The 14,095-nt window shown below is 66.2% G+C and carries 14 protein-coding genes; 11 read left to right on the forward strand and 3 right to left on the reverse strand.

All coding sequences use genetic code 11. From position 1 onward, the window contains the following. Positions 1-31: 31 nt before the first annotated feature. The 5 genes from lipA (at position 32) to gnd (ending at position 6,433) form a co-directional block, all read left to right on the forward strand. Complete coding sequence (lipA, locus tag ABRP17_RS11850) at positions 32-1,045, forward strand: lipoyl synthase (RefSeq protein ID WP_349985528.1); 1,014 nt, start codon at positions 32-34, stop codon at positions 1,043-1,045. Between the two features lie 314 nt (positions 1,046-1,359). Further along, positions 1,360-3,537 carry a carboxy terminal-processing peptidase gene (locus tag ABRP17_RS11855; protein WP_349985527.1) on the forward strand — a complete coding sequence of 726 codons (2,178 nt, stop codon included), beginning with the start codon at positions 1,360-1,362 and terminating at the stop codon, positions 3,535-3,537. 114 nt (positions 3,538-3,651) lie between these two features. Next, positions 3,652-4,227 carry a DUF2242 domain-containing protein gene (locus tag ABRP17_RS11860; RefSeq protein WP_192081252.1) on the forward strand — a complete coding sequence of 192 codons (576 nt, stop codon included), beginning with the start codon at positions 3,652-3,654 and terminating at the stop codon, positions 4,225-4,227. A gap of 2 nt (positions 4,228-4,229) precedes the next feature. After that, the gene (locus ABRP17_RS11865) at positions 4,230-5,522 is read left to right on the forward strand and encodes a hypothetical protein (protein WP_349985526.1); all 1,293 of its coding nucleotides are present in this window, start codon (positions 4,230-4,232) and stop codon (positions 5,520-5,522) included. 5 nt (positions 5,523-5,527) lie between these two features. Continuing rightward, positions 5,528-6,433 (forward strand): phosphogluconate dehydrogenase (NAD(+)-dependent, decarboxylating), encoded by a 906-nt coding sequence (gnd, locus tag ABRP17_RS11870; protein WP_349985525.1) that lies wholly within the window; start codon positions 5,528-5,530, stop codon positions 6,431-6,433. Positions 6,434-6,507: 74 nt separating this feature from the next. Here gnd and ABRP17_RS11875 read toward each other — a convergent pair whose 3' ends face one another. Beyond that, positions 6,508-7,557: an oxidoreductase gene (locus tag ABRP17_RS11875; protein WP_349985524.1), complete on the reverse strand. Its 1,050-nt coding sequence runs from the start codon at positions 7,555-7,557 to the stop codon at positions 6,508-6,510. Between the two features lie 169 nt (positions 7,558-7,726). On the opposite strand from ABRP17_RS11875, the gene ABRP17_RS11880 reads away from it, so the two are divergent. The 3 genes from ABRP17_RS11880 to ABRP17_RS11890 all read left to right on the forward strand — a co-directional run bounded on the left by ABRP17_RS11880 (position 7,727) and on the right by ABRP17_RS11890 (position 10,250). Beyond that, positions 7,727-8,104: a BON domain-containing protein gene (locus ABRP17_RS11880; RefSeq protein WP_188326163.1), complete on the forward strand. Its 378-nt coding sequence runs from the start codon at positions 7,727-7,729 to the stop codon at positions 8,102-8,104. Between the two features lie 118 nt (positions 8,105-8,222). Beyond that, entirely contained in the window at positions 8,223-8,594 is a 372-nt protein-coding gene (locus ABRP17_RS11885; protein WP_349985523.1) for a hypothetical protein, read from the forward strand. Positions 8,595-8,732: 138 nt separating this feature from the next. Beyond that, positions 8,733-10,250, forward strand: a complete 1,518-nt coding sequence (locus tag ABRP17_RS11890; RefSeq protein ID WP_349985522.1) for an ATP-binding protein — start codon at positions 8,733-8,735, stop codon at positions 10,248-10,250. Between the two features lie 27 nt (positions 10,251-10,277). Here the strand turns inward: ABRP17_RS11890 and ABRP17_RS11895 are convergent, their stop codons facing one another. After that, positions 10,278-11,018, reverse strand: coding sequence for a 20S proteasome subunit A/B (locus tag ABRP17_RS11895; protein WP_349985521.1), 741 nt, complete (start codon positions 11,016-11,018; stop codon positions 10,278-10,280). An 86-nt stretch (positions 11,019-11,104) separates the two neighbouring features. Here ABRP17_RS11895 and folK point away from each other — a divergent pair, with 86 nt between their 5' ends. Continuing rightward, positions 11,105-11,605, forward strand: a complete 501-nt coding sequence (gene folK / locus ABRP17_RS11900) for a 2-amino-4-hydroxy-6-hydroxymethyldihydropteridine diphosphokinase (protein WP_349985520.1) — start codon at positions 11,105-11,107, stop codon at positions 11,603-11,605. 117 nt (positions 11,606-11,722) lie between these two features. On the opposite strand, the gene ABRP17_RS11905 is transcribed toward folK, so the two are convergent. Then, on the reverse strand, positions 11,723-12,460 hold the full coding sequence (locus tag ABRP17_RS11905; RefSeq protein WP_188326168.1) for a pteridine reductase: 738 nt from the start codon (positions 12,458-12,460) through the stop codon (positions 11,723-11,725). Positions 12,461-12,517: 57 nt separating this feature from the next. Here ABRP17_RS11905 and ABRP17_RS11910 point away from each other — a divergent pair, with 57 nt between their 5' ends. Beyond that, entirely contained in the window at positions 12,518-13,702 is a 1,185-nt protein-coding gene (locus ABRP17_RS11910; RefSeq protein ID WP_349985519.1) for an SAM-dependent methyltransferase, read from the forward strand. Beyond that, on the forward strand, positions 13,699-14,085 hold the full coding sequence (locus ABRP17_RS11915; RefSeq protein WP_349985518.1) for a VanZ family protein: 387 nt from the start codon (positions 13,699-13,701) through the stop codon (positions 14,083-14,085). The genes ABRP17_RS11910 and ABRP17_RS11915 overlap by 4 nt, the downstream gene beginning before the upstream one ends. The last annotated feature ends 10 nt before the right edge of the window (positions 14,086-14,095 follow it).

Genomic DNA, 14,095 nt, shown 5'->3' on the forward strand with positions numbered 1-14,095 from the left:
ACCATGCGGCCGCGTTGCCGCCGGGAACATCATGACCGAACAGACTGCCCGCTCCATTCCCCTGCAGATGCTGCAGGGCGAACCCGCTCCCGCCGCCGCGCCACTGCAGGCAGGCGTCAAACAGCTGGGCGGCGACAAGATCAACCGATCGCCCGTGCAGTTCGCCGATGCCCCGGTGCTACGCAAGCCGTCGTGGATCCGTGTGCGCATTCCTTCGGGCAATGCCGTGCAGAACCTGAAGGCCAAGCTGCGTGAGAACCGTCTGGTGACGGTCTGCGAAGAAGCCAGCTGCCCGAACATCCACGAGTGCTTCAGCCATGGCACGGCCACGTTCATGATCCTGGGCGAGGTCTGCACCCGACGCTGCTCGTTCTGCGACGTGGCGCATGGCCGGCCGAAGCCGCCCGATGCCAGTGAACCGGCGACCCTGGGCCAGACCGTCGCCGACATGGGGTTGAAGTATGTGGTGGTGACCAGCGTTGATCGCGATGACCTGCGCGACGGCGGTGCCCAGCACTTTGTGGATTGCATCACCGCCATCCGTGCGAAATCGCCGGGCACCCGTATCGAAGTGCTGACCCCGGACTTCCGCGGCAAGGGCCGCATGGAGCGCGCGCTGGAGATCCTGGCGCAGAACCCGCCGGATGTGTTCAACCACAACATCGAGACGGTGCCGGACCTGTACCGCAACGTGCGGCCGGGTGCGGACTACCAGTGGTCGCTGACCCTGCTGAAGAACTTCAAGGCGCAGCATCCGGGCGTGCCGACCAAGAGCGGCATCATGCTGGGGCTGGGCGAAGAGTTCGAGCAGATCAAGGCCACAATGCGCGACCTGCGTGCGCATGACGTGGACATGATCACCGTCGGCCAGTACCTGCAGCCGACCGCCCACCACCATCCGGTGCTGAAGTACTGGACGCCGGAAGACTACAAGGCGCTGGAAGACTACGGCTACGCGCTGGGGTTCAGCCACGTGGCGTCCGGCCCGATGGTGCGCTCGTCGTACCACGCCGACGTGCAGGCCAAGGGCGCCGGCGTCGCCTGACGCTCTGCGCCGCTGCGCTCGCCGACCATGGGTCGGCGCTACCAGGGATTGCTCGCCGACCATGGGTCGGCGTTACCAGGGATTGCTCGCCGACCATGGGTCGGCGTTACCGGAGCTCACCGACCCCCGGTTGGCGTGGTGCGCAGCGGGCCGTTCGCGGAAAAGCCGCTCGTTCACAATTTGCTACAGGCGCCGGTCTACGCTGGAAATCCGCGTTGCATGAACGCGGGTGACAAAGCGCGCAACTTTCGGCACTGTCGTGGTGTCTGAAATGCACGCAGTCTTCCTTTCGGCAAGGTGCCCTGAGCAACTCCATGAAATTCAAAGCCCCCGTATTCCTGATTGCCCTGGCACTGTCTGCCCCGTTGTCGCTGGCCGCGCAGGCGGATACCCCCGCGCTGCCGGCGGCGGCCACGGCCGATCAGGCGACCACCTCCAAGCTTGTCTATGGGCTGCTCTCCGACAGCCGGTACGCCTATCGGCCGCGTGCGCTCGACGAAGCCACGTCCAAGGACGTATTCAAGCGCTACCTGGAGTCGCTGGATGGCGGCAAGCAGTTCTTCACCCAGGCGGACGTGGCGAAATTCGCCCCGTTCGAGGCGGGCATCGCCACGGCCATCCGGGGCGGCGAGCTGGAGCCGGCTTTTCAGGTGTTCGCGGTGTACAAGCAGCGCGTTGCGCAGCGCGTGGGCTATGCCCGCAGCCTGCTCAAGCGCGAGCCTGATTTCAGCACCGACGAGCGGTTCGAGTACGACCGCAAGGACGTGCCGTGGGCGGCCAGCGACGCCGAGCTGGACGAGCTATGGCGCAAGTCGGTCAAGAATGACTGGCTGCGACTGAAGCTGGCCGGCAAGAAGCCGGATGAGATCCGCACTACGCTGGACAAGCGTTACGCCACGCTGGAAAAGTCGGTGGGCGAGCTGAAGGGCGAGGACGTGTTCCAGTTCTTCCTCAATGCCTATACCAGTGCCGTCGACCCGCATACCGATTACTTCACCCCGCGCACGGCCGAGAACTTCAACCAGGCGATGTCGCTGTCGCTGGAAGGCATCGGCGCGCAGCTGCAGCGCCAGGACGACATGGTGGTGATCCGCGAGATCATCGCCGGTGGCCCGGCTGCGGTGAATGGCAAGCTCAAGCCCGGTGACCGCATCGTCGGCGTCGGCCAGGGCACCTCGGGTCCGATCGAAGATGTGATCGGCTGGCGTATCGACGACGTGGTCGCCAAGATCCGCGGCAGCAAGGACACCCAGGTGCGGTTGGAGTTCATTCCGGCCGAAGAGGGCGTGGACGGCAAGCACCACACGCTGGTGCTGACGCGCCAGAAGGTGCGTCTGGCCGAACAGGCTGCCAAGGGCGAAACCCTGACGATCCCGGGCAAGGACGGCGAGCCCGCGCGCAAGGTCGGCGTCATCAAGCTGCCCACGTTCTATCAGGATTTCGAAGGACGCCGTCGCAACGCGACCGACTACGCCTCCGCTACCCGCGACGTTGCCAAGCTGCTGGCCGGCTTCAAGACCGACAAGCTGGACGGTGTGGTGCTGGACCTGCGCAACAACGGCGGTGGTTCGCTGGACGAAGCGATCGAGCTCACCGGTCTGTTCATTGAACAGGGCCCGGTGGTGCAGGTGCGTGAGTCGGGTGGCCGCGTCACCGTCAACAGCGACCGCAGTGAAGTGGTGGCCTGGGACGGCCCGCTGGCGGTGTTGATCAACCGCGGCTCGGCCTCGGCCTCGGAGATCTTCGCCGGCGCCATCCAGGATTACGGCCGCGGGCTGGTGATTGGCGAAACAACCTTCGGCAAGGGCACGGTGCAGAACATCGTCGACCTGGATCGTTGGCCGAGTGGCGACAGCCAGCGCTTCGGCCAGGTGAAACTGACGATCGCCCAGTTCTTCCGCGTCAGCGGCAGCAGCACGCAGCACAAGGGCGTGGTGCCGGACCTGGCCTTCCCGGCCAGTGTGGATGCCAGCGAGTACGGCGAAAGCACCTACGACAACGCGTTGCCGTGGACCCGCATCGCCGCCGTGCCGCATACCCAGTACGGCAATTTTGGTCCGTTGCTGCCGAAGCTGGAAACCCGCCATGACACGCGCATCGCAGCCGACAAGGAGTTCCAGTGGTGGAACGAAGATGTCGAGCAGTTCCGCGCGGAGAAGGCGAAAAAGTACATCTCGCTGAACGAAGCGGAGCGTCGCACCGAGCGTGAACGCCAGGACAAGCAGCGCACGGACCGCCAGGCGGTACGCAAGGAGCTCGGGCTGGATCTGGATCCGCTGGCCGATGACAGCAACGATGACGGCCTGACCGGCAACGAGCGCGACATCGTCAAGGATGCCGCACGCGAAAAGGCCGCCGAGAAGCGCCCGGACCCGCTGCTGCGAGAGTCTGCTTCGATCCTGGCCGATGCCGTGAATCTGCTGGAAGTGGACCGCCCGCTGTCGGCCCAGGTGCTACCGCAGTCCACTGGTGCTGGCCGCTGGGCAGACTGAGTAGTGAACCAAGGGCCCTTTCGCCACCGCGAAAGGGCCTTTCCCCGGCATCCCTGACCCCACGCCTACAGGCACCCGGCTAAGCTCATGCCGATGGATCTGCCCGGAGTTCCCATGCGCCCCTGCCTTCCGTTCCTCGCCGCCCTCACTACGCTGACGCTCAGCGCCTGCGGTGGCGGTCGTGCGGCTGACAGCATGCTGCTGCGCGAGTCGTTCGATTCCGGCGACATGTACTCCCGTACCGTCGATGGATCCCCCGGCGAAGCCTGCGAAGCGGCGCGCCGCACGTTGCTCAGCCAGGGGTATGCGATCGCGCGTGCCGACAACACTGCCGTGGAAGGCAGCAAGAACTTCCAGCCGCGCGATGATGACCACGAGCAGCTGGTCCTGCGGATATCCTGCGCGCCGCGTGCCGACCAGGCACTGGTCTTCGTCAGCGCGGTGCAGGATCGCTATGCACTCAAGAAAAGCCCGACCTCGGCCAGCGTGGGCGTGGGTGCCCTGGGCTCGGTGTCGCTGCCGTTCGGCAGCAATGATGATTCGCTGGTCAAAGTAGCCAGCAGCACGGTGCAGGATGGCGATTTCTACGGTCGCTTCTTCCAGCGCCTGCAGCAGTACCTGCCGGTAACCGCACCTGCGGCCGCCACGCCGTCGCCGCCGGCCGACACGGTGGACGACGGACTGCGCTGAGCATGCGCGCAGTAGCGAGCCTGCTGGGCGTGTTGCTGGCCATGCCGGCGATCGCTGCGCCCGTGCCTGCGGACTGCATGCAGGGGCTGCTGGAGCGGCTGGGATGGCGCTTCACGGATGCGTCGATCAGCACGCCTGTCGTACAGGGCGGGCGGGTCTGCACACGTGCTGACCTGCAGGACGCACGCGCCCACGGTGACCTCCAGGTGGTCCTGCCCCTGCAGTTGGACCCGCCCTCGCGGACGGCCCTCATGCAACAGCTTCTGGAAGATCCGGCCACGCTGTGCGCTTATGCGATGCGCGTGGGTGACGCCGCGCGGCAGGCGGCCCGCGCGCTTGAAGACAATGAAGGCTACCGGTTCTCCGGCCTGCAACTGGGCTGGATCGGCTTCGGTCTGCGGGGGGCGGCTGACCAGGGGTGGGAGCGCACGCGCAGCTTCGGCCGTGGCTACCAGCCTGTTGCCCGCAACAGCGCGGCAATGGACGCCTTCTACCACGGTGCGGTACGCAGCGAATGCGGGGTTGGCCGCCAGGTGGCCCAGCTGGCGACGCAGCGCGAACTGCACGGTGATGCAGGCTTCGATCAGGCGTTCACTGCGGGCGAGGTGAGCATCGGCACCTTCGTTGGCCTGCACGACACCGACAGCATCCTGCTCGGCCGCCAGGCCACTGAACCGTTCGCGGATGGCAAAGCGGTGCGGACCTCGGCTATGGGGCGACAGGCGTTCATGGGCGCGCCCGGCTACATCACCCATGCCTTCGGCCGCGACACGCTGGATGACCTCAACAACCAGGCCGAGAACTTCATCGTGGTGGACGTGGGTGCCGAGGCCGCCGAGGCGCTGCGTGTGCACGGCGGACTGGGCTGGTATGACGAGCGCAACCAGGCGCTGTGGGCGCTGTCCCGGCAGATACCCCGACGCGGCGTGCGCTTCTTCGAGCGCCTGCTGGCGGAGCGCGATCCGTCGCTGCGTGCGTCGCTGACCGTGGACGAAGCCGCGCTGGTAGCGCGCATGGACGCCCTGCTGGACGATCCGTTCTACCGGCAGTTCCTGATCTTCGTCCACCCGCGCGGTATAAAGCCCATCGGCTTCCATATCGCGCGCCTGCTGGACCGTAATCCGCGGACGCCGTTCACCGTGGAGCTGACGATGCACACACTGCACACCTCGCTGTATCGGCGCTGGCAGCAGGCGCAGTTGCGCCACTGCGCGGTGACCGGTATGCCAGGCAGCCTGACTTCTGATTCCGGATCGCAGGGCGCACCCCGCCCCGGTCCCCCAACGCAAAGGTGAAAAAGATGGATATTGCAATGATCGGCCTGGGCCGGATGGGGGCGAACATGGCCCAGCGTCTGCAGCAGGGTGGCCACCGCGTCGTCGGCCACGATCCGATGGAAGCGGCACGTGCGCGCGCAGCGGAAACGGGCATGGCGGTGTTCGATTCGCTGGCCGCGGCCGTGGCGGCGTTGCCGGTACCGCGCGTGGTGTGGCTGATGGTTCCGGCCGGCGATACCGTGGACCAGACGTTGGCGCAGTTGGTGCCGCACCTTGCCGAGGGCGACGTGGTGATCGACGGGGGCAATTCCAACTATCAGGATTCCATCCGCCGTGCCCGTTCGCTGGCCGACGACGACATCTTCTATCTGGACTGCGGCACCAGCGGCGGCGTGTGGGGATTGCAGGAAGGCTACAGCCTGATGATCGGCGGCGATGCCGCAACAGCAGAAACGTTGGCGCCGATCTTCCAGACGTTGGCGCCCGCCGCCGACAAGGGCTGGGCACGCGTGGGGCCCAGCGGGGCGGGGCATTACACCAAGATGATCCACAACGGCATCGAGTACGGAATGATGCAGGCCTATGCGGAGGGCTTCACCTTGATGGAGCGCAAGGAAGCGTTGGAGCTGGACCTGGCCCAGGTGGCCGAGGTGTGGCGCCATGGCAGCGTGGTGCGCTCGTGGCTGCTGGATCTGAGCGCGAAAGCCCTGCAGGCAAATCCGTCTTTGGACGGTATCGCTCCCTATGTCGAAGACTCCGGCGAAGGACGCTGGACGGTCGCCGAGGCCATCGCGCTGGACGTGCCCGCGCCGGTCATCACCCTGGCCCTGCTTGAGCGCCTGCGTTCGCGGCAGTCGAACAGTTTCAGTGACCGTCTGTTGTCGGCGATGCGCAACGAGTTCGGCGGGCACGCCATCAAGAAAAGCTGATCCGCGAGGTAGCGCCGCGCCCTGCGCGGCGGATCCTCGGCGCACCCCGAAACGCCGCCGAGCGTGGCTCGGCGCTACCCTGCAGATTCCAGCCCGATGGTGCGGCCCTCAGCGGCGCTGCGCCTGCCCGCATCCAATAGTTGCATCAGGTGCAGCGCCTGCCGTGGGGTGACGTCGGCCGTTGCTTCGCCGCGGATCGCTGCCGCAAAGGCGGCGTAGATCCGGCGGTAGTCACCGGGCAGGTTGTCCACGGTGCGGTGCTGCAGGTTGCCTTCGCCATCCACCCAGCTGTGCTCGCCATGGTGGGGGTCCAGCCCCCAGCCCGGCGCCCCGGGCGCCTTTCCCGCAGCCAGTTGCGCTTCCTGCACGTCCAGCCCGTGCTTGATCCAGCTGCCCGCACTGCCGTGCACGGTGAAGCGCGGCGCGGGGACGCTGACCAGCGAACCGGCATGCACGATGGCGCGCATGCGTGGGTAGTGCAGCACGGCATGCAGGTAGTCGATGCTGCCAGCCGCGCGCTGGCAGTCCAGGTCCGCGGTAATGGCCTGTGGCCAGCCGAACAGCTGCACCACCTGATCCAACAGGTGTGGACCCAGGTCATACCATAGGCCACCGCCAGGGAGATCGCGCTCGCGCCAGCGGTCACGTACCTGCGGCCGGAAGCGATCGAAATGCGAATGACATTCGGCGACGTCGCCCAGCTGGCCACTGTCCAGCACCGCCTTCAGCGTCAGGAAGTCCGCGTCGAAGCGACGGTTCTGGAACACCGTGACACAGCGCTCCGCCTCCTCTGCGGCGCGCAATACGGCCTCGGCCTGCGCCACATCCAGCGCGAAGGGCTTGTCCACCAGAACGTGCTTGCCGGCGCGCAGGGCGGCGATGGCCAGCGGGGCATGCTGGTCATTGGGCGTGGCGATCACCACCGCATCCACGGCGGGGTCGTCGAACACATCGGACGGTTGCGCACGCACGTGGACGTCGGTGAAATGTCGCCGCAGCTCATCGCGTCGCGAGCTGACCACGCTGTGCAGCGCCAACCCCGGTGTGTGCTGGATCAACGGGGCATGGAACACCCGTCCGGCGAGGCCGTAGCCGATCAGAGCAAGCTGGAGGTCGATCGCCATGGCGGTTCCTTCATGGGGGGGATGCCCAGCGTAACGGCCCCCGCGCCGAGGATGAAACATGAACGGTTGTCGCTGGCAGCGCGGTGGTTCACCCCGGCATGACGGCGCCCGCACACGGGCTGGACGCGCACTACGGGACACTTCACCCACCAACGAGGAGGACCGCACCATGAAGACGAACTCGAAACTGCTCACCGCGACCATCGGCCTGGGCATGCTGCTGGCAGCGCCGCTGGCGATGGCCAATGATCAGGACAAGAAGGACATGCATGCCGGCCACGACAAGACCCATGCAGATCGCCATGACTCCAACGAGCCGGTGACCGATACCTGGATCACCACCAAGGTGAAGGGTGACCTGGCGGTCAGCAGCAACGTCCCGGCTACCGATATCAGCGTCACCACCGTCAATGGTGTGGTGAGCCTGAGCGGCAACGTGGCCAACAAGGCCGAGCACGACAAGGCCGTGGCCACCGCCAAGAACATCAAGGGCGTGACCCGCGTGGATGCGGCGCAGCTGAAAGTTGCTGCAACCCCGATGAAGTAAGCCGTCTCCCGAGTGGCTGAACCTGCTTCATGACAAAGGCGCCTTCAAGGCGCCTTTGTCGTTGTTGACGCTGGCCGGGCCAGCCGACGCTTGGTCAAATGATCGGCTGTTTCGCTGATTGGACGTCGTGATGAAGCTTTTCGTTTCCACAGGGTCGGCAGTTGGCTCGGCGGACATTGCGCCGCCGTCGGTGCCGCGCACTCAACCGACAGAGCATCGGCTTCTGCTGGTGGATGCCGGCAACGCGCCGCTGGTGATGCTCGGCCCCCCGGCCTCGGTGAACGGACCCAGCCGCGTCAACTGGCGACGGGCACTCGTCGCGGTGACCACGCTGGCCGCACTGGGTTCGATGGCTTATTGGACCTTCGGCTGGCCCATTTTCAACATGTCCGGACCGCAGGCTGCAGGCAGCCCACAAGCCGCGCCCGCATCGCGCGCCGCACTGAGCTGGCAGCAAGCTGATCTGACCCTGCGCAAGTCGCACGGTTGACCCCGGCAGGTCTTGCACGGACGCCGTCACCCTGGACTATAGTGGCTTCACGCGAACCGCCGGGTGGGGCGGCGGGCACGCGAGGGGCGGCGACGTGGAGTGGGGCAGGGGATCGGCCTAGGGAGGCCAGGTGACACCATGGCAGTAAAATCGGCTGAAACAGGCGATCTGCGCATCCTGCTGGTCGAAGACATGCCTGAGGATGCGGAGCGCGTCATTGCACAGATCCTCGCCGCCGGCATGCGGGCCAGCTTCCAGCGGGTGGAGGAAGAAGCGCAGTTGCTGGGCGCGCTGCAGGACTTCCAGCCCGATGTCGTGCTCGCAGAGCTGACCATGGCCGGTTTTTCAGGCTTCCGTGCCTTGGACGTGGTGCGACAGGTCCAGCCCGCCTTGCCGTTCCTGTTCCTGACCAGCACCACCGGCGAAGAGGCGGCGGTGGCTGCACTGCAACGGGGTGCCAACGACTACATTCTCAAGCACCAGCCTGCGCGCTTGCCGGCGGCAGTGTCGCGCGCCGTGCGCGATGCGCGGACCGAAAGCGACCGGGTGCGGGTGGAAGGCGAGTTGATGCGCGCGCAGCGCCTGGAGAGTCTTTCGCTGCTGGCGGCAGGGCTCAGCCACGACCTGCGCAACATCCTGCAGCCCCTGCTGATCATGCCGGAGCTGCTGAAGGCCCGCACCGACGACCCGCAACTGCGACACATGGCCGATGTCATCGCCGAGTGCGGGCGCCGTGGCCACGAAATGGCCGAATCGATGCTGTCGTTCGTGCGGGGGTCACGCAAGCCCAGCGAGCGGGTACCGGTGGGTCACTTGTTCGAGGCGGTGCAACTGCTGCTGCGAGGCAGCCTGCCTGCGGCCGTATCACTGGAGGTGCGGCAGGAGGACCTCGACCTGACCGTGGAGGGCAATTTCACCGAACTGCAGCAGGTGCTGCTCAACCTCACGTTGAATGCGCTGCAGGCCATGCCGCACGGGGGACGGCTGGGGCTTCGCGCCGAGCGCACGGGGCGCCATGAGGGCCGCTTCTGGTTGTGCATTACGGTCACCGACGAAGGCATCGGCATGGATGCCGGGACGCTCGCCCAGTTGTTCAGTCCTTTCTTCACCACCAAGCCGGACGGTACCGGCCTGGGGCTAACGTCGTGCAAGCGGATCATCGAAAGCTGCGGAGGGCGTATCGAGGTCACCAGCGTGGCGGGGCAGGGCACTCGCTTTGACCTGCATTTGCCCGTCAGTGATTCTTCCGAAGCGCATCAGGTGCTACCTGCGCCCCCTGCGGGCGGGAGTGGCCCGGCCGTCCTGGTGGTGGATGGCGAAGCGACGCGCTTGTCCTTGTTGGGGAATGCGTTGTCCAGCCAAGGCTATCTGTTGCACCTCGCTTCCGATGGCGCCGCTGCGCTGCGGATGCTGCAGGCCAATGCGATGCCCGCGCTGGCCATCCTGGATGGGGGCGCTGCGTTGCTGCCTGCCCATGCACTGCTGGCCGAACTCGCCGCGCAGGGATTCCAGGGCACGGCGCTGCTGATGCTTGATGAAAGCGATGACGCCGCATTGCCCGTTGCCGAGGGCGTCGACGTGCACGTGCTGCGCAAGCCGCTGGACATGCAGCAGGTCTTCCACTCCGTGGCGAGGGCATTGACGAAGCAGCGCTGAGTACGCTCAGCGCGCACCGATGCGTCGCTACATCTGCTGTTCCCAGGGGAACCGCGGCAAGGCGGCGACCGCCTGCTCCAGTCGATGCGCCCAGTTGTGATGGATGTCCGCATACAGGGGCGAGTCGCCGCTCAGCCGCAGCTGCCCGCCGATGTGAAGTTCATCGCGGCGGATCAGTGCCAGGTCCAGGGGCAGGCCGACCGACAGATTGGAACGGATGGTCGAATCCAGGGAAACCACGGCTGTCCGCGCTGCGTCATCCAAGCGGGTATGAGGCCGGATGATGCGGTCCAGGATCGGTTTACCGTACTTGGATTCGCCGATCTGCAGGTAGGGCGTTTCAGGCGAGGCCGATATCGCATTTCCCAAGGGATACACCATGTACAGGCCTGGCCCCTCGCCGGCGATCTGCCCGCCAAGGATCAGCGTCGCCTGGGTATTGACCCCATCGTGCCCATGTTCCACGTCGCGACACTTCACCTGGCTGTCCACCAGCAGGGAACCGACGTACTCGGCGACTTCGAACAGGTGGCGCAGGCTGCGCAGGTTGGGCTCGCGCTGTTCCTCCACATCCCGTTGCAGGCGCGACACCAGCAACTGCGTGGTGGCGAGGTTGCCGGCAGCCATCAGCACGAAAACCGCTTGGCCCGGATAGTCGAAGACATGCAGCTTGCGATGTATGCGGACATCGTCAACCGATGCGTTGGTACGCGTGTCGGCGGCGAAGACCAGGCCTTCGTCCACCTCGATTCCGACGCAATAAGTCATTGGCATCGCCCCATCAAGTGCGGTCCAATGGTAAGGGTACTGCCGTTACGAAGGCATTATCTCCTCCCCTCCCTCTGATGGATCGCATGACCACCGTGCTACTGAGCCTGGGCAGCAACATCCAGCCCCGCCGCCACCTGCATGCCGCTGTCGCGGCCCTGGCCGCACGTTTCGGCAAGATTACCGTGTCGCCCGCCTACCGGATGGCGGCCGTGGGCTTTGATGGGCCTGCTTTCATCAACAATGCGGTGGCGATCGATACCGACCTGGACCTGGATGCGCTGGATGCATGGGCCCATGCGCTGGAAGACGAACACGGGCGTGATCGCAGCGGACCGCGGTTTTCCGACCGGACGCTGGACATCGACGTGGTGTTCTACGGCGACCTGATCGTCGAGGGCCCGGGCCATCTGCGCATTCCGCGGCCCGAGCTCAAGCATGCCTTCGTGATGAAGCCGCTGGCCGATATCGCGCCGACCTTCGTTGACCCGGTCAGTGGCCTGACCCTGGCCGCCCTGTGGCGTGCCCACCGGCAATACGACGAAGCGTTTGATGTCGTGGAACTGGGTCCCGACGCCGAAGCGTAATGCTACGCTCGGCGGGCTCCGGTCCGTCGCCGCGGGGGCGCACCCAAGCCGCGATGCCTGACTCAGGCCGCGCTGCGCGCTCGCCGAGCGTGGCTCGGCGCTACCGACAGCGGTGCCTCAGGACAGCGTGCGCCCGCCATCCAGCCGCAGCGTGTGGCCGGTGACGAAGCCCGCATCGGCGATCAGCCAGCGAACGGCCTCGGCGATTTCTTCAACCGTGCCGATCCGGGCGAGGGGCGTGCGCGCCAGCAGGGCTTCACGGGCAAAATCATCCTTGCCGCTCTCCGGCCACAGGATCGCGCCAGGCGCCACGGCGTTGACCCGCACCTTCGGCGCCAGCTCCAGCGCCAGCGAGCGCGTGGCCATCTCCAGCGCGGCCTTGGCCATGCTGTAGGCCGGATGGTCGCGCATCGGATCGGTGGCGTGCAGGTCGGTCAAATTGACGATGCAGCCCAGGCTGCGGCGCAGGTGCGGCGCAGCCGCTTGGCCGAGCAGCAGCGGTGCCCGTGCGTTCACTGCGTACAGTTCGTCGATGGCCTCCGCTGTGATCTGCCCCAGCGGGGTCGGGAAGAACGTGGAGGCATTGTTGACCAGCGCGTCGAGCCGTCCGAAATGGGCCACGGCCTGTTCCACCAGATCCGGCAAAGCCTCGGCATCGCGCAGGTCGGCCTGCAGCGCCAGCACGCTGCCCGGACGCGCCAGTTCGAAGGCGAACGCCAGCTGCTGCAGTTCGTCACTGGAACGATGCGCATGCAGGACCACCCGATAACCCGACTGGTGCAGGTGACTGGCAATGGCCGCACCAATGCGGCGTGCGCTGCCGGTGATCAGGGCAACGGGGGCGGTGTCGGTCATCGGGTACTCCACGGCTCGGCTATCCTGTGCACCATTGTCACCGCAATTGAAGACGCCATGCAGTCCACGATCCCCCTGCCCGAAGCCGATGCCCTGGCCCACAGCGAACAACTGGCCGCCGCGCTGCGCGAAGAGATCCGCGCGCAGGGCGGGGCGATGCCCTTCTCGCGTTTCATGGAGCTGTGCCTGTATGCACCGGGCTGGGGGTACTACAGCGCCGGTGCCAGCAAGTTCGGCGCCAGTGGCGACTTCACCACGGCCGCCGAAATGGGCGGGCTGTTCGCCGCCACGGTCGCCAATGCGCTGGCCCCGGTGCTGGGTCAGCTGGGCCCGCAGGCACGCCTGCTGGAACTCGGCGGCGGCAGCGGCGCGTTTGCCGAAGCCGTGCTGCTGCGGCTGGCGGAGCTACAGGCGTTACCGGCGCGCTACGCGATCCTGGAGCCCAGTGCAGACCTGCGCCAGCGCCAGCGTGAGCGCCTGCAACAGAATCTCCCGGCGGACATCGGTAGCCGGGTGGAATGGCTGGATCGTCCTTTCGATGACGACTGGGAGGGCATCGTGTTTGCCAACGAAGTCATCGATGCGCTGCCCACACCGCGCTTCCTGATCCGCGATGGCGAGGTGCATGAGGAAACGGTGCAGCTGGATGCGGACGGGCAGTTCATACGCGGCGCGCAACCGGCCGACATGCTGCTCAGCGGTGCCGTGCGGCACCTGGAGCGCTACCTCGATGCCCCCTTCGCCGAAGGCTACCGGTCCGAACTGTTACCGCAGCTGCCCTACTGGCTGCAGGCGGTGGCCGGCGGCTTGCAACGCGGCGCGATGTTGTTCGTGGATTATGGCTACACCCGGCGCGAGTATTACCTGCCCGAGCGGGACGATGGAACGGTGCGCGCTTTCTACCGCCACCATGTGCACAACGATGTCTACCTGTGGCCCGGGCTGCAGGACATCACCGCGTCGGTGGACTTCACCGCCATGGCCGAGGCGGGCCTGCATGCGGGTTTCGATCTCGCCGGTTACTGCAGCCAGGCCAGTTTTCTGCTCGGCAATGGGTTGGATCACGTGCTGACCCTGGCCGACGAACGTACCGACGAAGTGGGGCGTGTGCAGCTGCGCGAGGAAGTGAAAAAGCTCACCTTGCCGAGCGGGATGGGCGAACGTTTCCAGGTCATCGGCCTGCAACGGAACATCGACTTCGAACCCGCCTTTGAACTGGGTGACCTGAGCTGGCGGCTGTGAGCAAGACGTGGCTCAAGCCGCTGCGCCATCCCCGTTTCTGGCTGGCTGCCTGGTTGGCGGCCGTGCTGACGGTGATCGTGGTCTGCCTGATTCCGCCGCCTCCGCTGGCGCTGCCGCAGGGCAGTGACAAGGTGGAGCACTTCCTGGCGTATTTTCTGTTGGCGGGCAGCGCCGTACAGCTCTATCGCCGCGGGGCTGTGCTGGCATGGGCCGGAATCGGGTTGGTGCTGATGGGCATTGGCATCGAGTTTGCACAGGGTGCGCTGACCGAAGCCCGCATGGCCGACCCGGCCGATGCGGTGGCCAATACGGCAGGCGTCATCGCGGGTCTTGCCACGGCATTGAGCCCGTGGCGGGACACGCTCCTCCGCATGAAAGGGTGAGCCTGGGTGA

Source organism: Stenotrophomonas sp. WHRI 8082 (assembly GCF_040223995.2).
GTDB lineage: Bacteria > Pseudomonadota > Gammaproteobacteria > Xanthomonadales > Xanthomonadaceae > Stenotrophomonas.